Origin of the sequence: Rhodococcus sp. 114MFTsu3.1 (genome assembly GCF_000383555.1) — a bacterium.
Taxonomy (GTDB): domain Bacteria; phylum Actinomycetota; class Actinomycetes; order Mycobacteriales; family Mycobacteriaceae; genus Rhodococcoides; species Rhodococcoides fascians_E.
On the sequence record NZ_KB911549.1, the window covers coordinates 206,354 to 232,718 of the forward strand.

General features: G+C 64.6%; 20 protein-coding genes and 1 tRNA gene. 6 read left to right on the top strand and 15 right to left on the bottom strand.

The features are described 5' to 3' along the window. Window positions 1-6: 6 nt before the first annotated feature. The 7 genes from H292_RS0113010 to H292_RS0113045 all read right to left on the bottom strand — a co-directional run bounded on the left by H292_RS0113010 (window position 7) and on the right by H292_RS0113045 (window position 11,181). On the bottom strand, window positions 7-693 hold the full coding sequence (locus H292_RS0113010) for a hypothetical protein (RefSeq protein WP_020111688.1): 687 nt from the start codon (window positions 691-693) through the stop codon (window positions 7-9). Then, window positions 686-1,150: an acyl-CoA thioesterase gene (locus H292_RS0113015; RefSeq protein ID WP_020111689.1), complete on the bottom strand. Its 465-nt coding sequence runs from the start codon at window positions 1,148-1,150 to the stop codon at window positions 686-688. Before H292_RS0113015 ends, H292_RS0113010 begins: the two co-directional genes overlap by 8 nt. Window positions 1,151-1,196: 46 nt before the next feature. Beyond that, complete coding sequence (locus tag H292_RS0113020; RefSeq protein ID WP_020111690.1) at window positions 1,197-6,065, bottom strand: NAD-glutamate dehydrogenase; 4,869 nt, start codon at window positions 6,063-6,065, stop codon at window positions 1,197-1,199. A 136-nt stretch (window positions 6,066-6,201) separates the two neighbouring features. Then, window positions 6,202-7,881: an energy-dependent translational throttle protein EttA gene (ettA, locus tag H292_RS0113025; RefSeq protein ID WP_019664769.1), complete on the bottom strand. Its 1,680-nt coding sequence runs from the start codon at window positions 7,879-7,881 to the stop codon at window positions 6,202-6,204. Window positions 7,882-8,033: 152 nt separating this feature from the next. After that, complete coding sequence (gene ssb, locus H292_RS0113035; RefSeq protein ID WP_020111692.1) at window positions 8,034-8,570, bottom strand: single-stranded DNA-binding protein; 537 nt, start codon at window positions 8,568-8,570, stop codon at window positions 8,034-8,036. Between the two features lie 171 nt (window positions 8,571-8,741). Next, window positions 8,742-9,365: an IMPACT family protein gene (locus H292_RS0113040; RefSeq protein WP_020111693.1), complete on the bottom strand. Its 624-nt coding sequence runs from the start codon at window positions 9,363-9,365 to the stop codon at window positions 8,742-8,744. A gap of 52 nt (window positions 9,366-9,417) precedes the next feature. Then, window positions 9,418-11,181, bottom strand: a complete 1,764-nt coding sequence (locus tag H292_RS0113045) for an ABC transporter ATP-binding protein (protein ID WP_020111694.1) — start codon at window positions 11,179-11,181, stop codon at window positions 9,418-9,420. Window positions 11,182-11,297: 116 nt separating this feature from the next. Here H292_RS0113045 and H292_RS0113050 point away from each other — a divergent pair, with 116 nt between their 5' ends. Then, entirely contained in the window at window positions 11,298-11,726 is a 429-nt protein-coding gene (locus tag H292_RS0113050) for a MarR family winged helix-turn-helix transcriptional regulator (protein WP_020111695.1), read from the top strand. 18 nt (window positions 11,727-11,744) lie between these two features. On the opposite strand, the gene H292_RS0113055 is transcribed toward H292_RS0113050, so the two are convergent. The 3 genes from H292_RS0113055 to H292_RS0113065 form a co-directional block, all read right to left on the bottom strand. After that, entirely contained in the window at window positions 11,745-13,778 is a 2,034-nt protein-coding gene (locus H292_RS0113055) for a cytochrome c oxidase assembly protein (protein ID WP_020111696.1), read from the bottom strand. A gap of 92 nt (window positions 13,779-13,870) precedes the next feature. Continuing rightward, complete coding sequence (locus tag H292_RS0113060; RefSeq protein WP_037142065.1) at window positions 13,871-15,022, bottom strand: XdhC family protein; 1,152 nt, start codon at window positions 15,020-15,022, stop codon at window positions 13,871-13,873. A gap of 121 nt (window positions 15,023-15,143) precedes the next feature. Then, window positions 15,144-15,216 (bottom strand) — tRNA-Arg (locus H292_RS0113065). 220 nt (window positions 15,217-15,436) lie between these two features. Between H292_RS0113065 and H292_RS0113075 the strand changes: the two genes are divergently transcribed. After that, window positions 15,437-16,555: a N(5)-(carboxyethyl)ornithine synthase gene (locus H292_RS0113075; protein WP_051127759.1), complete on the top strand. Its 1,119-nt coding sequence runs from the start codon at window positions 15,437-15,439 to the stop codon at window positions 16,553-16,555. Between the two features lie 90 nt (window positions 16,556-16,645). Here H292_RS0113075 and H292_RS0113080 read toward each other — a convergent pair whose 3' ends face one another. From H292_RS0113080 to H292_RS0113095, 4 genes are all read right to left on the bottom strand, one after another. After that, entirely contained in the window at window positions 16,646-17,824 is a 1,179-nt protein-coding gene (locus tag H292_RS0113080) for a PucR family transcriptional regulator (protein ID WP_020111699.1), read from the bottom strand. 216 nt (window positions 17,825-18,040) lie between these two features. Further along, window positions 18,041-18,268 carry a hypothetical protein gene (locus tag H292_RS27135; protein WP_033190614.1) on the bottom strand — a complete coding sequence of 76 codons (228 nt, stop codon included), beginning with the start codon at window positions 18,266-18,268 and terminating at the stop codon, window positions 18,041-18,043. 46 nt (window positions 18,269-18,314) lie between these two features. Continuing rightward, window positions 18,315-19,493 carry a fatty acid desaturase family protein gene (locus H292_RS0113090; protein WP_019664781.1) on the bottom strand — a complete coding sequence of 393 codons (1,179 nt, stop codon included), beginning with the start codon at window positions 19,491-19,493 and terminating at the stop codon, window positions 18,315-18,317. 47 nt (window positions 19,494-19,540) lie between these two features. Further along, on the bottom strand, window positions 19,541-20,653 hold the full coding sequence (locus H292_RS0113095) for a ferredoxin reductase (RefSeq protein ID WP_027498800.1): 1,113 nt from the start codon (window positions 20,651-20,653) through the stop codon (window positions 19,541-19,543). Between the two features lie 199 nt (window positions 20,654-20,852). Between H292_RS0113095 and H292_RS0113100 the strand changes: the two genes are divergently transcribed. Both H292_RS0113100 and H292_RS0113105 read left to right on the top strand, forming a co-directional pair. Then, the gene (locus H292_RS0113100; RefSeq protein WP_019664783.1) at window positions 20,853-21,479 is read left to right on the top strand and encodes a TetR family transcriptional regulator; all 627 of its coding nucleotides are present in this window, start codon (window positions 20,853-20,855) and stop codon (window positions 21,477-21,479) included. Window positions 21,480-21,521: 42 nt separating this feature from the next. After that, entirely contained in the window at window positions 21,522-22,355 is an 834-nt protein-coding gene (locus H292_RS0113105; protein WP_019664784.1) for an alpha/beta hydrolase, read from the top strand. Between the two features lie 2 nt (window positions 22,356-22,357). On the opposite strand, the gene H292_RS0113110 is transcribed toward H292_RS0113105, so the two are convergent. Beyond that, window positions 22,358-23,680, bottom strand: a complete 1,323-nt coding sequence (locus tag H292_RS0113110; RefSeq protein WP_020111701.1) for an MFS transporter — start codon at window positions 23,678-23,680, stop codon at window positions 22,358-22,360. Window positions 23,681-23,774: 94 nt separating this feature from the next. Between H292_RS0113110 and H292_RS0113115 the strand changes: the two genes are divergently transcribed. Both H292_RS0113115 and H292_RS0113120 read left to right on the top strand, forming a co-directional pair. Next, on the top strand, window positions 23,775-24,302 hold the full coding sequence (locus H292_RS0113115; protein ID WP_019664786.1) for a PadR family transcriptional regulator: 528 nt from the start codon (window positions 23,775-23,777) through the stop codon (window positions 24,300-24,302). Further along, on the top strand, window positions 24,272-26,335 hold the full coding sequence (locus tag H292_RS0113120) for an NADPH-dependent 2,4-dienoyl-CoA reductase (RefSeq protein WP_051127755.1): 2,064 nt from the start codon (window positions 24,272-24,274) through the stop codon (window positions 26,333-26,335). Before H292_RS0113115 ends, H292_RS0113120 begins: the two co-directional genes overlap by 31 nt. Window positions 26,336-26,365: the final 30 nt, after the last annotated feature.

A 26,365-nucleotide genomic window follows, 5' to 3' on the forward strand; every position in this document is an offset into this window, starting at 1 on the left:
GCCGTTTCAGCGCTCCACCGTGAGGGAGAGCGCGTTCTCTCGGCGGCAGAAGACCGAGCCGTAGCGCGCGTCGAGGCGTAGCCACACCTTGGTGGCGCGCACGCGCACGATCTCGTTCGAGTCGATGCGCGCGAGGTCGACGTCGGCCTTGAGCGGGTCCTCCCCCGTGTGCGGCACGAAACCCATTGCCGTGAGGGCGAATACCGTTCTCATCGTGACCGACACTCCGCCCGCGGCACCGTCGACGTGCAGGACCTGCTGATCGAGCAGCGACACCGGCGGACCGTGGCTGCTCCCGTGCTCCTTCGCCAGCGCAGCACCGCGCTGAGCGAGGTCGATCAAGACCCGAGCAGGTACGTCGTCGACATGCTCGAATCCCTGGTCGGGAGGCAACGCGCCCTTCCATGCCGAATCCATCGAGAAGCCCGGGTCGACTCTGCCGTCGACGGCCGACCCGAGAGCCGCGATCAGCTGATCGGCTGCCGCCGAGGTGTCGTCCGGAACGATCGATCCGGCGACGACCCGCACGGCGAGCGCGTCGAAACCCGTCGATGCCCAGGCCGACAGCCGCCCGTCGGTACGCGTCCTCAAGCGCACCACCGCAGCTTCGTCGAGGCGCAGCGCCTTGCCGAGGAACGCAGTCAGATTCTCCCGTTCGACCGGGTCCGGAATGGTGAGTACACGCTCAAACACGCTGCCAGCCCTCGAGATACTCGCGCTCTTCAGCGGTGAGGCGTCGCAGCTTCTGAGTGTCGATGTCGAATGCTGCAATCTGAGTCGACGCGATGATGGCCGCCGGAGTGTCCAGCGACGCACCGTTGGCGCGCACCTCGTAACCGGCCACGAAATCCACGGCCCGCACCTTGTCGATCCACATGAAGACGTCCAGGGGGCCGTCCTCGTGTCGAAGCTGACCGCGGTACTTCACGTGCAGATCCGCGATGACCGCGCCGTGCCGCAGGTTCGCCGTCGGTCGTCCGTCGACGAGAAGCCACGGTATCCGCGCCTCCTCCAGCAACGTCACCATGCGGGCATGGTTGATGTGCTGGTACACGTCCATGTCCGACCAGCGAACATCCACGCTGGTATGAAAACCGATGCGTTCCTCCGGCTCTCGATGGTCGGACAGATGGTCGGCGGGCACACTCACAGCAGTCGTCCTTCTTTCGTCGATGGCACGCTACGGGCAGAAAATGCTACGGAACCATACTGCGCACCTGCCGCGCAGCGACGGACAGTGTAGCGAGGTCGAGGGTTCCCGAGTCCGAGATCTCGCGGAGCGCAGCGCGAGCACGTGCGAGGCGGGACGAGTTGGTCGATTCCCACTCCGCGATTTTCTCCGAGGCACTTTCGTGCGGTTCGCCGCCCAGGAGAACTTCTTTGGTGATCGCCCGTAGGGAGGAGTACAGGTCGTCGCGAAGCGCCAACCGCGCCAACGAATGCCAGCGATCCCCTCGGGCAAGTCCGGACACCGATGTCAGCAACCAGTCGATGCCGATGTGCGCGTCCAGTGCGAAGTACAGCTCGGCGACTTCGGCGGGGTCGTGTTCGGTGATGTCCGCGACGTCGATGATGTCGAGCAGACTGTAGTTGTCCAGCAGTCGATACACCGCGGACGCGAGCTCCCTCGGAGCACCACGTTCGACGGCTGCCTGCACGCGGGCCTCGACGTCGCGTGCCTGATAGGTGTCGATGTACTCGCCGACGACGGCACTCAGGGATGCGACTTTGCCTGCGTACCGGCTGATCTCGGCGCCGACGGCAAGGGGTTGCGGTCGATTGGTCAACAACCACCGGGCGACGCGGTCGAGTACCCGTCGGGATTCGAGCAACAACTCGTCGGACGACGCCGTCGGCATACCCGCCGTCCGGATGTCGTTCCACAGCTCGTCCAAACCGAAGATCGCCGTCGCAGCCGCGAACGCACGCACGGCGTCGGTGCCCGTTGCGCCTGCGTCCTCGGCGAGTCGGTAGACGAAGGTGATGCCGCCCCGATCGACGGTCTCGTTGGTCAGCGTGGTCGCCACCAACTGCCTACGCAGTGGGTGCGAGGTGATCTCGTTCGCGTAGGGCTCGCGAAGAACGTCCGGGAAGTACTTCGGCAGCCGCGAGGCGAACACGTCGCTGTCCGGCAGTTCGCTGGCCAACAGATCACTTTCCAGGCTCAGCTTCACGTGAGCCATCAACGTCGCGAGCTCAGGGGAGGTAAGTCCGCGGCCCTCCGACTTCCGCGTGCGGATCTCCTGTTCGCTGGGCAACGCTTCGAGTTCGCGGTCGAGCCCTCGTCGTTCCTCCAGGTCCTCGATCACCCGTCGGTGCACGGTGAGCAACGACGGCGCGTCGAACCGAGAGGTCCCCAGCAGTTCGTTCTGCATGAAGTTGTCCCACAGCACCAGTCGGCCGACCTCGTCCGTCATCGACGCGAGGAGTTCGTCGCGATCGTCTCGGTCCAGCACACCGTCGGAGATAGCCGACTCGAGGAGGATCTTGATGTTGACCTCGTGATCGGAGCAGTCGACGCCCGCCGAGTTGTCCACGGCGTCGGTGTTGATCCGTCCGCCTGCGAGGTCGTACTCGATGCGTCCGAGCGCCGTCGCACCGAGGTTTCCGCCCTCGCCGACGACCGTGGCCCGAACCTCGTTGCCGTTCACCCTGACAGCGTCGTTCGATTTGTCGCCGACGTCGGAGTTCGATTCGGTGGACGCCTTGATGTAGGTACCGATTCCGCCGTTCCACAGCAGGTCGGCTGGAGCAGTGAGGATGGCACGAACCAGCTCCGGGGGCGACAACGACGTCACGGTGTCCCCCAGCCCCAACGCCGCGCGCGCCTCGGGGCTGATCGGAACGGATTTCACGGTCTTGTCCCACACTCCGCCGCCCCGCGAGATCAATGCCGAATCGTAGTCCGCCCAGGAGGAACGAGGGAGTCCGAACAGACGCTCACGTTCGGCGAACGACGCCGCCCTGTCCGGGTTCGGATCGAGGAAGATGTGCCGGTGGTCGAACGCCGCCAACAGCCCGATGTGGCGGCTGAGCAGCATTCCGTTTCCGAACACGTCGCCGCTCATGTCGCCGACGCCGACGACGGTGAAGTCCTCGGTTTGAGTGTCGACGCCGATTTCACGGAAGTGCCGCTTGACGCTCTCCCACGCACCCTTCGCCGTGATTCCCATCGCCTTGTGGTCGTACCCTGCCGAGCCGCCGGACGCGAAAGCGTCGCCGAGCCAGAAGTCGTACTCGGCGGCAACGGAATTGGCGAGGTCGGAGAACGTCGCAGTTCCCTTGTCCGCGGCGACGACGAGGTAGGTGTCGTCGCGGTCTCGGCGTACGACGCGGTCGGGTGGGATCACCGATCCGCTTGCACGGTCGAGGTTGTCGGTGACGTCCAGTAGCCCGGCGATGAACAACCGGTAGCAGGATTTGCCTTCGTCCAGCGCCGCAGTCCGATCAGCGGCAGCATCCCCGGTGGTCGCGGGCGGACGCTTGACGACGAATCCGCCCTTCGCGCCCACCGGAACGATGACCGCATTCTTGACCATCTGAGCTTTGGCGAGTCCAAGGATTTCGGTGCGGAAATCCTCGCGACGGTCCGACCAGCGCAACCCGCCTCGGGCGACGGCTCCGAACCGAAGGTGAACACCTTCGACGCGAGGGGAATAGACGAAGATCTCGAATGTGGGCTTGGGCTTGGGCAGTTCCGCGATCTTCTGCGGATCGAACTTGATCGAGAGGAACTCGCGCCGAGTGCCGTGCGCATCCACCACGTAGAAGTTGGTGCGCAACGTCGCGCGGACCAGCTCGAAGATCGATCGCAGAATCCGGTCCGCGTCGAGGCTGATGACCTCGTCGATCAAGGACTGGAGCTCGTCGCTCAGTTCCTCGGAACGGGATTCCGACGCCCGCTCGGGGTCGAACTGCGCCTCGAAGAGCCCGACCAGGAGTCGTGCGGTCCGCGGGTGTGACAGCAGGACACCCTCGATGTTGAACTGACTGTACGGAAAATTGGCCTGGCGCAGATATTTCGCGTACGCCCGAAGGATCATCGCTTGACGCCAGTCGAGGGCCGCCCGCATGACCAGTTCGTTGAACCTGTCGGCCTCCGCCCGACCCTCCCACACGGCCGTGAAGGCATCGGTGAAGCGCAGCTGGACCCTCGATTCGCGATCGGTCGCACCGGCACCCTGCAACTCCGAATCGAGATCGCCGTCGATCGCCGCGTTCAACATCTCGCGCGATGCGGACACCCCGAAATCGTATATCCAACACTGCAATCCGTCGGGACGGACCACCGGATAAGGACGCTCGTCGTCGACCTCGACACCGAGGCTCTGCAGCACGGGCAGCACCTGGCTGAGCGATACTCCCCTGCCTCCGATGTAGAGACTGAACCGCCAGCTACCGACCTCGGAGTCGGCGTTTCGGTAGAGCTGCATGTCGATGGCGCCGTCGGACAGGGCTTCGAAACGAACGATGTCGAAGACTGCACGCTCGGGCCGGAAGTCCTGCTTGTAGGCCTCGGGCAACGCGTCCGCGTAGCGCGAGGCAACGACGGTATCCGCCGAGTCGATACGCGAGACCGCCTCCGACAGCGCGTCTTCCCAGGTTCGGATGGTCTCGGTGAGCAGAGCTTCGATCCGGTCGACGTTGTCCCGCGAGAGATCGAGCGCGGACGCCTGCTCGTCGTCCCGGCGGACCGTGACGTGCAGCAGTGCCAGGTCGGATTCCGTGACGCGGGCGGTGTAGTCGATACCGGACCCGGCCAACTCGTCGAGCAGGCACTTCTGCACCGCCAGTCGCACCCGTGTGGTGTAGCGATCACGCGGCAGGTACACCAGCGCGGACACGAACGATCCGCCCGCGTCTTCGCGCAGGAACACCTTCACCTTGCGCCGACGTCCCAGGGCAAGTACGGCCGTCGCCGTTTCGTACAGGGAATGCGCATCGGTGGCGAACAGCTCCGACCGCGGCATGGACTGGAGAACTTCCAGCATCGCCTGGCCCGAGAACGATTGCAGGTCGTACCCGGCGCGATCGACAGCGGAACGGACGCGCCGCTCGATCACCGGGATGTCGAGAACGTTCTCGTGCAACGCGGTCACGGTGAACACACCGACGAAGCGATGTTCCCCCAGCTCCGGATTCGACGGGTCGAACAGCGTCACGAAGTAGGGATAGACGGCACGGTGCACCGTCGCTGGGCTGGAACCCTGAACGAGGGTGACGATGTCGCTACGATCATCCAAAGAGCTTGTATCGGAAGCGATTCGGTGATCGTCCCGCAACACACCCAAACCACTGTCCGCGACCGGTACCGCGGTCAGGGATCCGTCGGAGGATTTCTCGGCCGAGTAGCGACGGTAACCGAGCAACGTGTAGTGACCGTCGGCGAGCCAACGCAGCAGGCCGGCGGCATCTCGCTGCTGAACAGCGGAAGAGTCCGTGGAATCGGCGGCGGCGGCCTCGAATGCGTCCGCGATCTCGCTCTGCACGCGGCGCATCCCGTCGGTGTCCGCGATGACCTCGCGGACATCGGTCAAGACCGCGGCCACAGCGCCTTCCACCGTGTCCGCGACGTCGTCGGGCACCGCGGGATTGAGTTGCAGATGCATCCAGGATTCGCGGATCGTCCCGTCCGAACCGGGCCCGTTGCTCGATCCGGCGGACAGCAACCTGTCGTCGCCGTCGCGTGTGACGTCGAGGATGGGATGGACGACGTCGCTGACCTCGACTCCGATCCGAGACAGCTGCGACACCACGGACTCGACGAGCAGCGGCATGTCGTCGGTGACGATCTGCAGTGCGAGCCCTACCGCACCCGACGTCCCGTCGGAGTTGTCGGCACCGGGGCGATACAGGCGGATGTTCGCGGTCCCCGCGGTACGCCGCGCAGCGAGTAGCACGTGACGCCGGAACATCGTTCGTTCGGCCTGCTCGATCGATCCGTCCTGATCGGCCGAGTCGACGTGCGCGAAGTACGCCGCCTTCACCTGCGACAGGGATGTGACCAACTCCCCCGGCAGTTCGCTCGTCCAGTCGATGTCCGTCGTACCCGCCGAGTTCGGCATGTGTTGAACCACTCCCTTGTGAGGACCTTCTTCGTCGTAACGACGAGCCTATAGGGGAAGGCGTCACTCGATGGGCGTGTGGTCCGGCCTGTTTCGCGTACTCGTCGGTAGGCGAAACAGGCCGGACAGCTCGCGGCTAGTCGCGGGTCAGCTTGCGGTGCGTCACCCGGTGCGGGCGAGCGGCATCGGGTCCGAGGCGCTCGACCTTGTTGGCCTCGTATCCCTCGAAGTTGCCCTCGTACCAGTACCACGCGGCTTCGTTGTCACCGAACCCGCCTTCCCACGCGAGGATGTGGGTACACGTCCGGTCGAGGAACCACCGGTCGTGCGAGATGACCACCGCGCAGCCCGGGAACTCTTCGAGCGCGTTCTCGAGCGAACCGAGAGTCTCGACGTCCAGGTCGTTGGTCGGCTCGTCGAGCAGAATCAGGTTTCCGCCCTGCTTGAGCGTCATCGCCAAGTTGAGACGGTTGCGCTCACCACCGGACAGCACGCCCGACGGCTTCTGCTGATCGTGGCCCTTGAACCCGAACGAGCTGATGTAGGCGCGCGACGGAAACTCGGAGTTGCCGACGGTGATGAAGTCGAGGCCGTCGGAGACCGTCTCCCAGACCGTCTTCTTGGGGTCGATACCGGATCGGTTCTGGTCGACGTAGCTGAGCTTGACCGTCTGCCCGATCTTGACCTCGCCGCCGTCCGGCTCCTCGAGTCCGACGATCGTCTTGAACAGCGTCGTCTTACCGACACCGTTGGGGCCGATGACGCCGACGATGCCGTTACGCGGGAGCGTGAAGGACAGGTCCTTGATCAGCACGCGACCGTCGAAGCCCTTGTCGAGATTCTTGACCTCGACGACGACGTCGCCCAGACGCGGCGGGTTGGGGATCTGAATTTCGTCGAAGTCGAGCTTGCGAGTCTTCTCGGCCTCCGCGACCATCTCGTCGTAGCGCGCGAGACGCGACTTGCTCTTGGCCTGACGCGCCTTGGCGCCGGAGCGCACCCAGGCGAGCTCGTCCTTGAGTCGCTTCTGGAGCTTCTGGTCCTTCTTGCCCGCGACTTCGAGGCGCTCTGCCTTCTTCTCCAGGTACGTCGAGTAGTTGCCCTCGTACGGGTAGAGGTGGCCGCGGTCGACCTCGGCAATCCACTGGGCGACGTGGTCGAGGAAGTACCGGTCGTGAGTGACGGCGAGGATGGCGCCGGCGTAGGCAGCGAGATGCTGCTCGAGCCACAGCACCGATTCTGCGTCGAGGTGGTTGGTCGGCTCGTCGAGGAGCAGCAGGTCCGGCTTGCTCAGGAGCAGACGGCACAGAGCGACACGACGCTTCTCACCTCCGGAGAGGTTGGTGACGGGCGATTCCGGCGGCGGGCAACGCAGTGCGTCCATCGCCTGCTCGAGCTGCGAGTCGATCTCCCATGCGTCCGCGTGGTCGAGCTTCTCCTGGAGCTCACCCATCTCCTCCATGAGCTCGTCGGAGTAGTCGGTTGCCATGAGCTCGGCGATCTCGTTGTACCGCTTGAGCTGGACCATCACGTCGCCGAGTCCGTCTTCGACGTTCTCTCGAACGGTCTTGGCGTCGTCGAGCTCCGGCTCCTGCATGAGGATGCCGACCGACGCGCCTGGCGCGAGGAATGCCTCACCGTTTCCTGGCTGGTCGATCCCGGCCATGATCTTCAGGATGCTGGACTTGCCGGCGCCGTTGGGGCCGACGACGCCGATCTTCGCTCCCGGATAGAAGCTCATCGTGACGTCATCGAGGATGACCTTGTCGCCGTGCGCCTTGCGCACCTTCTTCATGGTGTAGATGAATTCCGCCATGTGGGCCAGCTTATCGGTCCGAGGGCTCACCGACACCATCGCCGTCGCGGACCGACTCGCGCGACCGACGACGGCCGTATCCAGCCGCGATGCAGGTCCGGACCCGACCGACCCTCGAATCGAGTCCGGACACGCGCATCGCAGGAAGGCCCCTACGAGACAGCGGCGGCGGTCCGCTCGCCTCCGGATGCGTCCGACGAGTCGAAGTCGGGCTCGTCGTCCATCTCAACTCCGTCCGCTTCCTCGGTGTCGCTGCTGTCTCGGAGGTCGCCGGGATCTCCCGATTCCGTGGCCCCGCTCTGTTCGTCCGACTCGCCACCGATCACGGTCCTGGCTCGTTCGACCTTGACGATGCACCGGGCGAGGTCGGGTCCGATTGCGCTCGCCGTCATTTCGACCGCGGACCGTTCGATTCCTTCCCTCGTCGTGTATTCGTTCGTTCTGAGTTGGCCGTACGCGATGACCGGATCGCCCTTCATGAGCGATCCTCCGACGCCTTTGACCAGCCTGCGCCAGCAGGTCACCGTCAGGAACAGCGTCCCGCCGTCGGTCCATTCGCCCGTCGCGCGATCCTGACGGCGCGCGTTGCTCGCCATCCGGAAGCTCAGTACTTCGTCGCCGGATGCGGTCGATCGTTTGACCGGGTTGGTGATCACGGTCCCCACCACCGCACATTGTGCCTCGTACATGTTCGTCCCCCTTGCTTCGGTGTTCGGCCGAGCACCACTCGACCCACGTCGAACTGTGCCGCGAAAATCGACCCTGCGGTGCCCCGAAACGAAATCTGTGGATGGAGCCTGTACCTGTGGACAACCGACTCTCGAACGCCGGTTCGCGGTGAGGGGTGTCGGGTTGCCGTGCTATACGGCTGCGTCGACGTAGTCGGTGCCGAGTCGTACCGGTTCGGCACTGCCCGCGGTGGAACCCGCGAGGGCACTTTCGATCATGCCGTACTCCGCTGCCGCGAGCGTCAACACCGCCGTGGAGAGATAGTCGACGGACACGATGTCGATCCCTCGCGCACGCAGGTCGGCTTCGATCCTGCCGACGTCGGCGTGATCGAGTTCCACTCTCACACGGCGTCTTTGGACCCTGCGACGCACCGTGGCCGTCGCCAGAGCTTCGACGACCGCCCCGGCGTACGCGCGCGCCAGCCCTCCGGTGCCCAGTTTCGTTCCGCCGTAGATTCTGCTGACGACGGCGACCACATTGGTGAGTTCGCGCCCGGTCAACACCTCGAGGATCGGTGTTCCGGCGGTACCACTGGGCTCACCGTCGTCGCTGGCCCGCGCGATTCGGCTACCGGGGAGGTCGCCGACGACGAATGCCGAACAGTGATGCCGCGCAGCGCTGTTCGATTGTCGAGCGGCCGCGATCACGGCTCGTGCGCGGTCCTCCGTGTCCGCCCGCGCCACGACTGCGAGAAATCGCGACTTCTTCACCTCGATCTCGGCGGTAGTTCGATCGACGACGGTCAAGAACATCGTCGGTCTTCTCTCGCCGGTGTCGCGAGGGTAGCTCCTCGGCACGAGAAGTTCACGCCGCGACCGATTCCGAGACGGTGTTGTGCGCGGAATCGCCGGATGCGTGTACCAGGTCGGCGTATCGACCACCCTTGTCGACGAGCTCGGTGTGGTTACCGATCTCGACGACGCGTCCGCCGTCGAGGACGGCAATGCGGTCGGCGGCCCGGACCGTCGAGAGCCGGTGGGCGACGATGATGGTCGTGCGCCCCACCATCAGCTCGTCGAGGGCGGTTTGCACGGCGCGTTCGGTCGAGTTGTCCAGCGCACTGGTCGCCTCGTCGAGTACCAGGATCGGCGGGTTCCGCAGTACCGTGCGCGCGATCGCGAGACGCTGCTTCTCGCCGCCTGAGAATCGGTAGCCGCGTTCCCCGACTACGGTGTCGTATCCGTCGTCGAGGCCCACGACGAAATCGTGAATCTGCGCGATACGTGCGGCGCGCTCGATCTCGGCGTCGGTTGCGTCGGGTTTCGCGAACCGCAGGTTGTCTCGAATGCTGGCGTGGAACAGGTACGTCTCCTGCGACACGACGCCGACCAGGTCTGCGACGACAGCTGTCGGCAGGTCTCGGATGTCGATGCCGTCGATGGTGATTCGGCCGTGGGTGGGGTCGTGCAGCCGCGCGGCGAGATATCCGAGCGTGGTCTTGCCGGACCCCGTCGATCCGACGAGCGCCAGGGTGCTGCCCGCGGGGACGTCGATGTCGATGTCGGACAACGCGGGCCGCGAGGCGTCGGCGTAGGAGAACTCGACGTGTTCGAACCGTACGTGCCCCGACACGTCCTCTCGGGCGAGCAGGGTCGGAGCGATCGGTTCGTCTATGTCGACCGGCAGGTCCAGGTACTCGAAGACGCGCCCGAACAGTGCCAGGGAACTCTGTACTTCCACGCCGGTGCTCAGCAGCTGCATCGTCGGCCTGAACAGCTGAGTTTGCAGGGTCGTGAAGGCGACGAGTGTGCCGACGGTGAGCGCACTGCCGTTCCCGATGGTGATTCCAGCGAACCAGTAGACGAGCGCGGGCATGATGGCGAAGCTGATCTGCATGCTTGCCATGCGCCACTTACCGGCCATCATGGCTTTGAGTTCGACGTCGGCGACTTCGTCGGAGCGCGCTGCGAATTGCTGCGTGAGAACGCCCGACGACCCCGTCGTCTTGCCGAGCAGGATGCCGCTGACGGACAGCGATTCCTCGATCTGAACCGACAGCTCGCTCAGCAGCTTCTGCCGAGTCGTCGAGATCTTTCGTCTCTCGTTGCCGATCTTTCGAGCGATGCGGACGAACACCGGCAGGATGATCAGCGAGAACAGCGCCAGCCGCCAGTCGAGCAGGAACAGCGCCACGACGGTCGCTGCAACCGTCGTGGCGTTCTGGGCGATCGACGTGGCGGTATTGGTGACCACGGATTGCATTCCGCCGATGTCGTTGGCGATTCTGGACTGCACCTCGCCGGTGCGGGTGCGCGCGAAGAAGCCGAGAGATTGACGTTGCAGGTGACCGTAGACGGCGACACGAAGGTCGTGCATCAGCGTCTGACCGACGCTGTTGGACATCCAGGTCTGGAGTACGCCGAGGGTGTTGGTGACGACGGCGACTGCGATCATGCCCAGCGCGATCAGCGTCACGAGCGTGACGTCGCGATCAGGGATGGCGTGGTCGAGCAGTTCACGAAGGAGCAGTGGTGAAGCGAGCGCGACGACGGCACTGACGACGATGATCGAGGTGACGAGTGCGATGCGTGCGCGGTAGGGACGGAACAGCGCCAGAACCCTACCCACGGGGCCGGGTCGGCGACTTTCGATTGATTGCGTACCAAGAAGACCTCCTGGGTCGACGAACATAAACGAGAGGTTACCTCACTATGAGGTTGCGATCAAGCGGCTATGCTGTCGACATGCACACGGGAGACACCCCGAACCTGGCCGATTCCTTCATGGCCGTCGCGCGGCGGATCCGCCATACCCACATGAGCGCGCTCGAACCGTTCGGACTCAATCCGTCACAGAGCCGTGCGCTGCACGTGCTGGCTCGAGAAGGGCGCCCGATGCGACTGCGCGCCTTGGCGGATCACCTGCGCATCGTGGCCCGGTCAGCCACCGACATCGTCGACTCACTCGAAACCGCCGAGCTGGTGGCGAGGGAGAACGACCCGGCCGACCGACGGGCTGTCCTCGTCTCGCTCACCGACACCGGCCGGGTCCGACTACGTGACATCGACGCGGCCCGCGCGAAGGTGGCCGTCGAGTTGTTCGACACCCTCGACCCGTCGGAGCGCCACGATCTTCAGCGCATTCTCGCCAAGATCACGGCCGATCCGCTCTGACCTGTCGGAGAAATGCAGTTACCGCCCGTTGTCCCGATCGCGTCGTGCCAGCTCGGCGAACATTGCGTTGTGTGCAGCCAGGTCTGCGTCGTGGTCGCGGTCCGCGGCGCGGTCCGAGCGCTTGGCGTTGCGATCGTCACTGCGCGACCACTGAATGAGCAGGGCCAACATCACCAGGACGAGTGGAATCTCGCCCGTGGCCCAGGCGATACCACCGCCCAACTTCTGGTCGCCCATGAGATCGCCGTTCCAGTCCAAGCCGAGCGTGCGGTAGTACCAGCCACCCATGACGGTGTTCATGCTCATCAACGCGACGCCGAAGAAGGCGTGGAAGGGAAGCGACCCGAAGACCATGGCCAGTTTGGTGATGGGTTCGATGTGCCGCGGCGACGGGTCGACACCGATCACGACCCAGTAGAAGAGGTAACCGCTGAGAATGAAGTGCGCGTTCATCAGCAGGTGCGCCGAATGGTTGTCCAGCACAGCACCGAAGATGCCACCGAGATACAGCACGTAGAAGCCGCCGACGAACAGGACCGCCGCGACGACGGGGTGCGTCAGGAATCGCGAGACCGGGCTGTGCAGCGCCTGCAGAAGCCACTCACGCGGACCGGGAATACCGTCCTTGCCCGCTACCGGCAATGCACGCAGGGCGAGCGTGAGGGCGCCGCCGAGTGCGAGCAGAACGGGCACCAGCATCGACAACGCCATGTGTGCGCCCATGTGCACGCTGAAGGTCGCCGGCGAGTACTTGCCGACACCGGAGGACGTGGCCACGAGCATCGTCGCGCACCCGAGGAGGAACGCGATCGTCCGCCCGACAGGCCATGCGTCGCCTCGTCGACGGAGACGCCGAACACCGAGCAGGTACACGACGGCCAGCACGATCGAGGCCGTTCCGAAGATGAGGTCGAACCGCCAATCGAACATCAGCCGGGCGAAGGTGGGCGGATCCGGGAGGTCGTACCCGAGGGCTGCTTCGGACAGCGAGAGATCGGGGTCGACGTCCGACGGCGGCGGAGTCCGACCCAGACCGACCGCGAGGCCGATCGTGGCCGCGAGAACGAGAACTTCTCCCCCGGCGAACCTGATCAGCGCACTTCGGGACGACGGGTCGGATGCGAGAGCAGGTAGTGACCTGCGCCGCTGGATCCACCCGAAGAATCCCAGCGCGACCAGGGCGAGAACCTTGGCCAGAATCAACCGACCGTAGAGCGTCGTGAACAGGTCCCCGACGGACACACGAACCAGAGCGTTGATCACACCGGAGGCTGCCATCACGACGAAGCAGACGGTTGCCACGGCCGAGAATCGCCTGGCCGCGACGTCGGTGTGTGCGCCCCGGCGTCGGGCGTGAGCAAGAACGGCGAAGAGGCCGCCGGCCCACAGCGTCGCACCGACGAGATGCAGGATCAGACTGTTGGTGGCGACGTCGTGCGAACCTCCCGACGAGGAGTGTCCGGTCAGCGCGATGGGCATCAACGTACCGAGCGCGAAGAGCAGAAGCAGCGGCGTCCACGACCACCGCAGTACCGCCCGCGAGACGATCGCGAGCACCACGGCCAGAATCGCCGTCCAACGCCAGGCTCCGGCGATTTCCACCTGATCGAGGGCAACCCACAGGTTGCTGGGTTGGATTGCGACGGTGAACGGCTGACCCGACGTGTCCGACAAGGTCAGCGGGACGAGTACCAGTGCGCACGCAGCCCACACGATCGCCGCAGCCGATCCGGTGCGCACGGCGCGGTATCCGCCGACATCGAGCACTCCGGACTTCTGCGGAGGCACCAGGAATGCTGCGAGCAGGAAGGAACCGATGGCGATGGACGCCGCTATCTCGCCGATGGCACGGATGGCGGGAAGCCCGTACGTGGTGGCCGGACCGGGGTCGGGAATACCGAGGAGAACGAGCGCGTCCGACGCGGACAGACTGATGACGAGCGCTGCAACGACAGCACCGATCAATCCCGCCGTCACGAACACGGAGGTCGATGCGGTCCCCGGAGACTCGGCCGGTGGTGTCTCGACGGTCTCGACGTCTGGTGCTGCCATGACAACCAGAGTAAGAGGTGTCGAGTGCTCCCGTAGCCGGCGCCCTGCCGGATTCGAGCCTGGTGAAGGCGCGAGCGCCGGAAAGTCCTACGCTACGTCGTAGATCGTGTGACCTCGCCCACCGGAAGATCGTGATGAATCCGTCCGCTTCCACCGGCGAGAGGGGCGCCACTGCCGCCCCACCGCTTGGCAACGATTTCGGCCGCGATGGAGACCGCCGTCTCCTGGGGAGTACGCGCCCCCAGGTCGAGCCCGATCGGACTGGACAACCGGGCCAGTTCGGCCTCGGTCAGCCCCGCGTCACGCAACCTGGCGACGCGATCGTCGTGGGTACGACGGGACCCCATCGCTCCGACGAACGCGAACTGTGGCCGACGTAACGCGACCTCGAGCAACGGCACGTCGAATTTGGCATCGTGGGTCAACACACACACGATGGTGCGTTCGTCGACTCTTCCAGCGGCAATCTGGTCGGCGAGATACCGATGCGGCCACTCGACGACGACCTCAGCCGCCGCCGGAAATCGCTGGGCCGTGGCGAACCGTGCCCGTGCGTCGCACACCGTCACTCGATATCCCAGAAACGCGCCCTGCTGGGCGACGGCAGCCGCGAAGTCGATGGCACCGAACACGAGCATTCTCGGCCGGGGGGCGTAGCTCGACACGAAGACCTCCATACCGACGCCGAGACGTTCCCCCTCCGGTCCGTACGTCAGCGTCTCCGTGCGCCCGGACGCCAGAAGTCCACGCACGTCGTCGATCACGGCTGCGTCGAGTCGGTCGGTTCCGAACGTGCCCGACGATGCGTTCTCCTCGATCACCAGGTGCCGTCCGAGGCGAGCCGGATCCGGATGACCGACAATGGTTGCGACTGCGATCGGCCGCTCGGCAGCGATCGCGTCGGCGACGGCTCCCAGTTCGGGGAACGTCGTCCGCGAGATGGGCTCGATGAACACATCCAGGGTGCCGCCACAGGTCAACCCCACCGCGAACGCGTCGTCGTCGCTGACACCGTATCGCTCGAGGACCGGTGCGTCCGATGCGATCACAGCCGTCGCGGCCTCGTACACCGCGCCCTCGACGCATCCACCCGACACCGAGCCGCTGACTGTTCCGTCCGGTCCGACGACCATCGACGCCCCCGCTGGTCGCGGAGCGGAATCGAACGTGCGAACCACGGTCCCGACGCCTGCGGTGACCCCGGCACGCCAGAGCGCGATCACCTCGTCGAGGACATCTCTCATCGACAGAATCCTCTCGTCCGAGCACGGACCCGGGCGCTCGCGATGTAGAAGCGCCACGGTGTTCGTGTTCCACCGACTATGCCCGTTGCAGCGGGCGACGAATCGTCGATCGTGTTCTCGGTGCCCCCGGCAGGATTCGAACCTGCGACCAAGGGATTAGAAGGCCCTTGCTCTATCCCCTGAGCTACGGAGGCGTGGCCCGGACGGGTCCGAGCACGGTGGATCAGTCTACCTGCTCGGTCGGCGGGTCGACGAAGGGCAACGGGTACGACCGGAAATTCGGTCCGAAATCCGATGCGAGCCCGGTCGATCCTGTGCCTACGGGCAGCATCACGTGCGAATGCGCACTGCCGAACGTGTGGTTGACTGAGCACAACCGAAGGGGCCACCGTGCACCAGCTCACCCTCGGCGTCATGTCTCGGTCGTCGAAGCCGAACGAACGTCGCCTCCCGATTCATCCGCATCATCTCGAACGCATTCCCGACGAGCTACGACGCCGCATGTTCTTCGAGGCGGGGTATGGACTTCCGTTCGGGATCTCCGACGACCACATCGCCGCGTCGACCGGAGGCATCCGTTCGCGCACGGAGCTGATCGCCGAGTGCGATGTCGTTCTGTTGCCGAAACCGCAAGCGTCGGACCTGGAGTCGCTTCGCCCAGGTCAGATCCTGTGGGGTTGGCCGCATTGCGTCCAGGATGTCGAGCTCACTCAGGTGGCCATCGACCGCAAGCTGACGCTCGTGGCCTTCGAAGCGATGAATCATTGGTCCGCGGAGGGCTCGTTCAATCTCCACGTGTTCCACAAGAACAACGAGTTGGCCGGTTACTGTTCGGTGCTGCACGCGTTGCAGTTGATCGGGTCGACCGGAGACTACGGGCGCCGGTTACGCGCGGCGGTGATCGGCTTCGGTGCGACGGCGCGGGGTGCGGTGACGGCTCTGAACGCCCATGGCGTGCACGAGGTCGACGTACTCACTCAGCGCGGTGTCACTGCTGTCGGTTCGCCCATTCACTCGGCACGCATCGTCAATTTCGATCTCGACGGCGAACACCCACGGCGCAGCCGTGCATTGACCGACGAAGGCCGAATTCCGTTGTCGCAGTTCCTCGGCGACCACGACATCATCGTCAACTGCGTACTGCAGAACACGAATGCCCCGCTGACGTTCCTGCGCACGGAGGATCTCGACTCGATCGATCCGGGCACGTTGATAGTCGATGTCTCGTGCGACCAAGGAATGGGGTTCGAGTGGGCCCGCCCCACGTCCTTCGACGCTCCCATGTTCACTGTCGGCGACAACGTTCGGTACTACGCGGTCGACCACAGCCCGTCTTACCTGTGGGACTCGGCGACCTGGGAGATCAGTGAGTCGCTGCTGCCGTACATCGGCACCGTCCTGGGCGGACCGACCAGCTGGGACGCCGACGCGACCATTCGTCGATCCATCGAGATCCGCGACGGCGCGCTGGTCAACCCGGACATTCTCGCCTTCCAACACCGAAGCGCCGAGTACCCCTACCTGGTGGCCTGAGCCAGGCGCACGTTGGCGGTGCCGGACCGAGAAATCGGCACCGCCCTGGCGATCGACCCCGCGCACGACGCTCGTCGGTGCGGGTGCGGATCAGGATGCCTCGGCAACCATGTCCGACATGGCCCCGCCCGGTTCGTTTGCCCGCGACAGACAATCGACGACGAGTGCAGCATGCAACGACATGAGGCCCGCGGAACTGAGCGGGTCCACGCCGGTCAGCTGCTCGATCCGCTTGAGGCGGTAGTCGACCGTATTGGGGTGTACGTACAGCAGTTTCGCACTTGCGCGCCTGTTGGCCTCGCTGCCGACGAAGGTCTTCAGGGTATGCATCAACTCCGGAAAGCCGTCGAGAGGCGCGATCACCGAACGCAACCGCGAACGGCCGGGGCCCGGCCGCGAGAGCTGGTACTCCAGAGCAAGATCGCTCGTCCGGTACAGACGGGGTTCCATGCGCAGCGACCTGGCCAGATCCACCAACTCGCGGCAATGTCCGAGTACGCCGTTCAACGAACCGAGAGTGCCCCGTGCCGTGGCCGCGACGGTATCGACGTGCAGAGTCGCGGCGAGCCTGGTCAGGCAATCCTCGACGACGCTTGCGGGCGACGACGGAACGAGGACGACTCCCCCGCCCGTGGTCAGCGACAGCAGTGGTCCGCGAACGCCCGAGGCCGCAGCCATCGTGCTTTCCGCCGCCGCCAAGGCCGCGTTGTCGACGGAGCGTACGTCGGTCCTGGCGGCGCCCGGCCTATCGGCGTCCGACGCCGCGGTGACGAACCGTACGAATATCACGTCGTATTCCGTGGCCACCTCGATTCCGTTACGTTCCGCAATCCCACGGGCTTCGGGGTCGTCCGCGACGAGCAGGTCGACCAATTGGGCAACGCGCTCGCCGTTGGACCCTGGGTCCTGACGGCAGAACTCCATGTACGCGGCCGAGACTGCGTTGCCGAGAGATTCGAGGACTCGCATCATGAACACTGCGTTGTCGACCACGCCGGATCGATCGACCTCGGCGACACTGCCTTTGAGTCCAGCGGTGGCCGCGGCGTGGACGAATCGCTGCGCGTCCCGTAGCGGCACCCCCTCGCGCGCAAGGTCTTCCGCGGCGCGACGGACAGGTTCGAGCTCGGCAGGGGCCGGGAGCCGGCCGGCGCGAAGGCAACGGTCGACGACAGCACCGCTGCGCCCTTCCAACGCGGATGACCGTCCGCGAGGGACCTCGGTGACAACAGTGCCGGGGGAATGCGTGAACGAAGTGTCCAACCGCATGTCGAGCCGCCTTTCCTACCGCTTGTGTGGTTCGTGAAGTAACGGTAACTCATCGAGCGGTCCGAAGGTATGAAAATGGAGGTGCAAACATTCTTGAAGTTTGTTTTTTCCGGAACGTTCTACCCGAGACAGCGAACAGCCGGGCCGCTCGCCCCGGTGAAGGGCGAACGACCCGGCGTCCGAGACTCGGTCGATTGTGCCGCCGCGGCCGAGTTGCTACCTGTTCTCGAACTCGCCGTTGATGACTTTGCCTGCAGGAGTGTCCTCGCGGGCCTTCTTCGCAGCCTCCCGCATCTCGATGCCGTCCGAGATGAGATCCCCGATCTCCCGGGTCACGTCCCGCACCGCCCCGGCGATGATGACGGCGATCCGGCCGACGTGCGTGGCCGCGGACTCCGTCAATTCCTGCACGGTGTCCTTGTTGCGTTCGAACTTGCCGACCACGACGTTCACCCCTGATTCGGTATTCGGTCCGCTGGCGCCGGCCACGTCAGGCCGCGACCTTCTTGCGCTCGACGATAACACCGACCGTCGGCTTCGATCCGGTCAGAGAATCCGGCAATGCGAGCTTGAAGATCTTGCCCCACACGGTACCGATCTGCTTGAAGAAACCGCCGGTGTTGTACGGAAGGCCGTATTTGCCGCACAGTGCCTTCACTTCAGGGGCGAGCTCCGGGTAGCGGTGCGCAGGCAGATCCGGGAACAGGTGATGCTCGATCTGGTGCGACAGGTTGCCGGACATGATGTGGAACAGCGGCGATCCCTCGATGTTCGCCGATCCGAGCATCTGACGGACGTACCACTCGCCACGCGACTCGTCTGCGGTCTCGTCCTCGGTGAAGGTCTGCACCCCCGTCGGGAAGTGTCCGCAGAAGATGATCGAGTAGGTCCACAGGTTGCGGATCAGGTTGGCGCCGACGTTCCCCACCAGTGTGGTGACGAAGAAGGGACCGGACAGCGCCGGAAAGATCACGTAGTCCTTGAGTACCTGACGACCGGCCTTGCGCCACATTCCCTGCAGCAAAGGCTTGACGTCGTGCCACTTGCGCTTGCCCTGGACGATGTTCTCCGCTTCGAGGTCGTGCAGCATGACGCCCCACTCGAAGAACGTCATCAGCAGGAACGCATAGACGGGGTTGCCCAGGTAGTACGGATTCCACTTCTGGCCCTCGTCCATCCGCAGGATTCCGTAACCGATGTCGCGGTCCTTGCCGACGATGTTGGTGAACGTGTGGTGCATGTAGTTGTGCGAATGCTTCCACTGGTCGGCCGGGCAGACGGTATCCCATTCGAACACTTCGGAGTTGAAGCCGGGCTCACGCATCCAGTCGTACTGGCCGTGCATGACGTTGTGGCCGATCTCCATGTTGTCGAGGATCTTGGAGACGCCGAGGGCGCCGACTCCGGCGAGCCACACCGGAGGCAGGAACGGCAGGTACATCATGGCCCGACCGGCGATTTCGAGGCCGCGTTGAGTCTTGACGATGTTGTAGATGTATTCGCGATCCTCCTCGCCCAGCTTGGCGACGGTGCGAGCACGGAGCTCGTCGAGCTCGCGGCCGAGGTCTTGGACCTGCTCGTAGGACAGGACCGTCGGTGGCAGCGCCTCGGGCTTCTCCGCGGATCCGAAGAAGGGCAAAGACAGTGAGGGCAGTGGGATTCCGAACATTTGAAACACTCTCCGTTTCGGTTGTCGAAGATTGTCGGTCGGGTCGGTCAGATTTCGATTTCCACGTCACCGACAGGGACCGACACACAAATCTGGATCTTCTTGTGCGGTTCGGTGTCGGTCTCCCCGGTCTTGACGTTCCGGGTGCATCCCGAGGTCTTCACCGACGTGCAGGTGAAGCAGATGCCCATCCGGCAGCCGTAGGACGGCGTCAGGCCCGCGTCCTCCGCCTGTTCGAGGAGGGTCTTTCCCGAGTTGGTTGCGACGACGTCACTGCCGGAGAAGTTGACGTCTCCGTCTGCATCGGCGTCGGCGGTCGGTGCCGGCGCGGCGAACTCCTCGAAATGGAGTCGGTCGGCAAGTCCGAGATCGTCGTAGACGCCCCGGACCGACCGCATCAGTCCCGGCGGACCGCACAGGAACGTCCGAGCCTCCGCGAACCACGGTGCCACGGCGTTCAAGTGCTCGGTTCCGAAGAACCCGTGAAGGTCTCCCCCACTCGTCTGGTCCGTGTACGCCAGGACGATTCGGACTCGATCGTGCTCGGCTGCGATCTGCTCCAACTCGGCGCGGTACGAGACGTCCTTTTCCGAGTAGGCGTAGTGCAGGAAGGTGAGGTCGCCGCTGTACCCCTCGTCCAGCAGCGACCTCAACATGGACAACACGGGCGTGATCCCGCTTCCGCCACTGATCAGTAGAACCGATTCCGGACGAGGCGTCGGCAGGTGAAACACGCCGTCGGCCTGCGACAGGCTGACGACGAGGCCCACCTGCGCGTTCGCGTGAAGATATCGCGAGACAAGGCCTTCCGGATGCGCCTTGACGGTCAGTTCGATGAGACCGTCGGCGCGGTACTGCGAACATGCAGGCGAGTAGCACCGTGTGTGGCGCACCCCGTCGATGACGACGCCGACCTGCACGAACTGGCCGGCCTCGAAGCCCCTCCACTGGTGCGTCGGGCGCAACGTGAGGGTGACCGTGTCGGCAGTGGACCGGTGTACATCCGTCACTTCTGCCCGAAGATCCCTTACCGTGGTCATCGGGTCGACGAGCTCGAGGTAACGGTCGAGGGCGTGAGGCGTTGCCATGGCCTCGAACAGGGAAAGCAGCGAAAACTTGCGGCGAATGCCTGACTGTCGAGACTTCTGCTGAATTGCCATCTCGCCTCCCGGTTCGAGGAACTTCTTCAGTGTACGTCTGTGCACTAGAATCCCAGTGTGGCAGATCCGTACCGGAATCTGTCAACGTGAAAGTGATGGCACCGACATAGCACGGCGCACGTGTCCTGGATCACACTCGCCCTGAGACGACGTCGAGACCGGAGGAGGTCACAGAGTGGACAGCAATAAACTCGAACATGTGACAGAACCGGGTACGCGTGCGGAACGCAAGGAACGCACACGACAAGCGCTCATCGACGGCACCCTGGATCTGTTGCGCGACCGGTCGTTCGCGAGCGTCAGTCTGCGCGAGGTCTCACGATCGGCCGGCATAGTGCCGACTGCGTTCTATCGACACTTCGCGTCCATGGAAGATCTCGGCGTAGCTCTGGTCGAGGACTCGATGCGGACGCTTCGTCAGATGCTGAGGGACGCGCGCAAGGATCCCACGGTCAAGAACGCAACCGAATCGCTCCGGATCCTCGTGCGCGCCGTTCGCTCACACGAGGATCAGTTCCGATTCATCGCCCGCGAACGCTACGGCGGAGTCACCGAGGTACGACGCGCATTCGCGACCGAGCTCCGCATGTTCGTCAGCGAACTGACCATCGACCTCGCCCGCATGCCAGGACTCGAATCCTGGGACATCAGCGATCTGGAAATGGCCGCGGATCTGATCGTCTCGACCATGCTCACCGCCACCGTCGGCCTGTTGGAGATCGACCGCCCCGGCAGCTCGAGCGAACGCGAACTCCTGGCACGCACCGAGCAGCAGGTCCGCCTCGTGGTGTTGGGCATGGGAGCCTGGAGATCGAACCACGGTTGATTCGACCCGAGGTGCACTCGACCTCAGCTGAGAGGACCGAACATGACGATGACCGAAGTAACCGTCGACGATCTGGTGTTCGACGTGTCGATCGCCGGCGAGGCGAACGCGGAACCGGTGGTGCTGCTGCACGGGTTCCCTCAGACTCACGCGTGCTGGGATCGGGTCGCGCCGACGCTCGTGGAACACGGCTTGTTCACCATCGCACCCGACCAGCGCGGATACTCACCGGGCGCACGTCCGCTCGGCACCGATGCCTACCGCGTGGAGAATCTCGTCGGCGACATCGTCGGGATACTGGACGCACTCGGCCTGGAGTCGGCGCACGTCGTCGGACACGACTGGGGTGCCGCGGTGGCGTGGCAACTCGCAGCGCGGCACCCGGAACGCGTTCGTTCGCTCGTCGCGGTGTCCGTGCCGCACACGGCTGCGTTCAATCAGGCTCTCCGCGAGGACGCGGACCAGCGTGAGCGCTCGACCTACATGGGGCTGTTGCGACAGGCAGGCAAAGCCGAGGAGGTGCTGCTCGAAGACGATGCACGTCGGCTGAGGGCCATGTTCTCCGAACGCAGCCCGGACGACCGTTACGTCCGGCACCTGCAGGAGCCGGGGGCGCTGACCGCGGCGTTGGAGTGGTATCGGGCGATGACGAACGAGTTCGGACGCCTCGCACCGGTGACCGTTCCCACGACCTACGTGTGGAGCAATCAGGACTCGGCCATCGGCCGTGCGGGCGCCGAACGGTGCGGCGAACACGTGGACGCCGACTACACATTCGTCGAACTCGACGGAATCTCGCATTGGATTCCGGAGGAGGCCCCGGACCGACTGGCCGACGAGATCCTGCGGCGGGTCGCCCAGTCGAGGGTGTCGTGAGATCAGACCTTGTCGGGCGCTTTCACTGCGAGCAACGCGAGTAACCCGACGAACAACACGACGAGCAGACCACCGATGCCCGCACGGTCCGCGTCGAACAGCCACACGAACAGCCCGAACAATGTGGGTGCGAGGAACGAGACTGCACGGCCGGTCGTGGCGTACAGACCGAAGAACTGACCCTCGCGCCCCGGTGGTGCCAGACGCGCCAGGTAGGTCCGCGACGACGACTGCGCCGGCCCGACGAACAGACACAGCACCAGGCCGAACACCCAGAACAGCACCGGGCCGGACACGAACAGCAGCACGATTCCCGCGACGATCATCGACACGAGTGAGAACACGATGACGGATTTGGGTCCGGATCGATCGTCGAATCGGCCGGCGGTCACCGCGCCCAGACCGGCGACGACGTTGGCGGCGACGCCGAAGAGCAGCACGTCTGCCGAGCTGATGCCGTAGACACTCACCGCAAGAACAGCACCGAACGTGAACACCCCGGCCAGACCGTCGCGGAACAGCGCGCTCGCGATCAGGAAGTAGACGCTGCGCCTGTCGGCAGTCCACAGCTCACGCAGGTCGCGGAACAGAACTTTGTAGGATTCCAGCATTCCGGCCTTGGCGGCGCCTGGATCCTGTTCGGTGGACGGCAGTTCGGGAACGGTGAGCAGGACGGGAATCGCGGAGACTGCGAACCACACCGCGGCCAGCAGGGCGACGAGCCGGATGTTCATGCCGCCGTCGGTGGTGATGCCGAACTGTCCTCTGGTGTCACCGTCACCGGTGATGAAACCGAAGTAGCAGATCAACAGCAGAACGATGCCGCCGAAATACCCCATCGACCAACCGAATCCGGACACGCGGCCGATGTTGGCCGGCGTGGAGACCTGACGAAGCATGGCGTTGTACGGAACACTGGCCAGTTCGAACAGGATCGAGCCTGCGGCGAGCAGCACCAGGCCCAGCCACAGGTAGTGATAGTCGTCGGCGACGAAGTACAAGCCTGCCATCGACGCGACAGTGAGTCCGGTCAACAACGCCAACGAGCGCTTTCGGCGGCCACGGGCGTCGAAGCGTTGGCCGGAGACAGGCGCAAGTATCGCGATGACGACGCCTGCTGCTCCGATCGCCCAACTGAACCACGACGTCGCCGAGATCGACCCGGGCAGATCGTCGCCCACCGCATCGGTGAGGTACACCGAGAACACGAACGTCAGAATCACCGCGTTGAACGCGGCCGATCCCCAATCCCAGATACCCCAGGCGAATACCTGCTTTCGGGTCGTTGCGACGCCTACGACGGCAGTGTCGGCCGGAGTGTTCATGGGCAAAGCCTAAGCCAGCACGTGCAGCACAGCATCGTACTGCGGTATATGCACCTGGTTGCATAGTCACCCTGTTGCATACATACTGGCTGTCGTGGCACTCGAGCACGCGATACTCGTTTCCCTGACCGAATCGAACGGCTCCGGGTACGAACTGGCGCGCCGATTCGACAAGTCGATCGGCTTCTTCTGGAGTGCAAGCCATCAGCAGATCTACCGGGTGCTGACGCGTATGGACGCGGCCGGATGGATCGTGGGCAACTCCGTCGTGCAGGACGGCAGGCCGGACAAGAAGGTCTATTCGGTCAGCCGGAGCGGGCTCGACGAGCTGGATCGCTGGATCGCCCGACCCACCGATCCGAGTGCGCTCCGGGAGGAACTGGCCGTCAAGATCCGGGGCGCAGCACACGGTGACGTCGAGGCATTACGCACCGAGGTCCGCCGACACCGGGATGTCCATGCGGACAGGCTCGAGCTCTTTCGACTCATCGAGAAACGCGATTTCCCATCACCGTCCTCCCTCTCGGGTACCGCACTGCATCAGTACTTGGTGCTGCGCGGCGGAATCCGTGTCGAGGAGGGCTTCGCCGAATGGTGCGACGAGATATTGGAGCGATTGTGACCGGTACCGAGAACTATCCGATTCTTCTGTCGCCGTTGAAGGTCGGCAACACGACGTTGAAGAATCGCGTCATCATGGGATCCATTCACACCGGTTTGGAGGACCGAGCGCGTGACACCACTCGACTGGCGGCCTATTTCGCCGAACGCGCGCGCGGTGGCGTCGCGCTGATCGTCACCGGTGGCTATGCACCCAACCGCACCGGATGGCTCCTCCCGTTCGGCGCCAAGCTCACCAACCGAGTCGAGGCGCGGCGGCATCGCACGATCACGGACGCGGTGCATGCGGAAGGCGGCAAGATCGCACTGCAGATCCTGCACGCAGGTCGGTACTCGTATCAGCCGTTCAGCGTGTCGGCGTCGTCGATCAAGGCCCCCATCAATCCATTTCGCCCGCGGCGCCTCACTGCACGAGGTGTCCGGTGGCAGATCCGCAATTTCGTGAGGTGTGCGCGGCTCGCTCGGTCCGCCGGGTACGACGGCGTCGAGATCATGGGCGGCGAGGGATACTTCATCAACCAGTTCCTCTCCGAGCGCACCAACAAGCGGCGCGACGAGTGGGGCGGTAGCGCAGAGAACAGGCGTCGTATCGCGGTCGAGATCGCCCGTCGTATCCGTGCGGAGGTCGGCACCGACTTCCTGGTGATGTTCCGATTGTCCATGGCCGATCTCGTCGAAGGCGGACAGAGCTGGGACGACATCGTCGCCCTGGCACAGGATTTGGAGAGCGTCGGTGTCGACGTCATCAACACCGACATCGGCTGGCACGAATCCCGCGTGCCCACCATCGTCACGTCGGTTCCGCGCGCAGCATTCGCCGACATCACCGGAAAGCTCGACAAGCACGTCGACATCCCGGTGGCGGCGTCGAATCGAATCAACATGCCCGACATCGCGGAAGGGATTCTCGCACGCGGGGACGCGCAGCTGATCTCGATGGCGCGGCCGATGCTCGCCGACCCGTTCTGGGTGCGCAAGGCCGAAGCGAACGCAGCGGACTCCATCAACACGTGCATCGCGTGCAACCAGGCGTGTCTGGACCACGCGTTCGTCCACAAAACAGTCTCCTGCCTGGTCAACCCCCGCGCGGGACGTGAAGTCGAACTGCAGTTGCTGCCTGCCCGCAGAACCAAGAAGGTCGCGGTCGTGGGCGGCGGTCCGGCAGGGCTGTCCGCCGCGCTCGAAGCTGCCCGACGCGGCCACGCCGTCAGCCTGTTCGAGTCCAGGCCGGCATTGGGTGGCCAATTCGGTATCGCACAACGCATTCCGGGCAAGGAGGAGTTCTCCGAGACCATCCGATACTTCACGACAGCGCTGCGCGACGCCTACGTGGCCGTCCACCTCGGCAGGCGCGTCACCGCCGCCGAGCTCGTCGCAGGCGACTTCGACGAGGTGATCGTCGCGACCGGCGTGATACCGAGAATCCCGTCGATATCCGGAATCGATCATCCGTCGGTGCTGTCCTACGCCGACGTCGTCGAACACGGAAGACCGGTGGGTGACCGCGTGGCCGTCATCGGTGCGGGCGGCATCGGCATCGACATCTCGGAATTTCTGACGACCGATGCCTCCCCCACGCTGGACCTGAAGGAATGGAAGCAGGAGTGGGGTGTCACCGAACCGGAAGCGGCGCCGGGAGCGCTCACCACACCCGTCCCCGCGCCGTCGCCGCGTGAGGTCTACCTGTTGCAGCGCAAGAAGGGGCGAATCGGCGCGGGGCTGGCGAAGACGACGGGATGGGTGCACCGCGCAGCGCTGAAAGCCAAAGGCGTGCACGAGCTCTCCGGTGTGAACTACGAACGCATAGACGACGAGGGTCTGCACATCACCTTCGGCGAGCGCCACGAGCGTCCACGCACACTTGCCGTCGACACCGTCGTCGTGTGCGCGGGCCAGGAACCCGTCCGCGATCTCGTCGACGACCTACGAGCCGCGGGAACGACGGCCCACGTCATCGGGGGCGCGGATGTCGCTGCCGAACTCGACGCCAAGCGCGCCATCGAGCAAGGAACACGCCTCGCCGCGTCCATCTGATTCCCACCGGGTGATTCCAGCCGGGTCGAT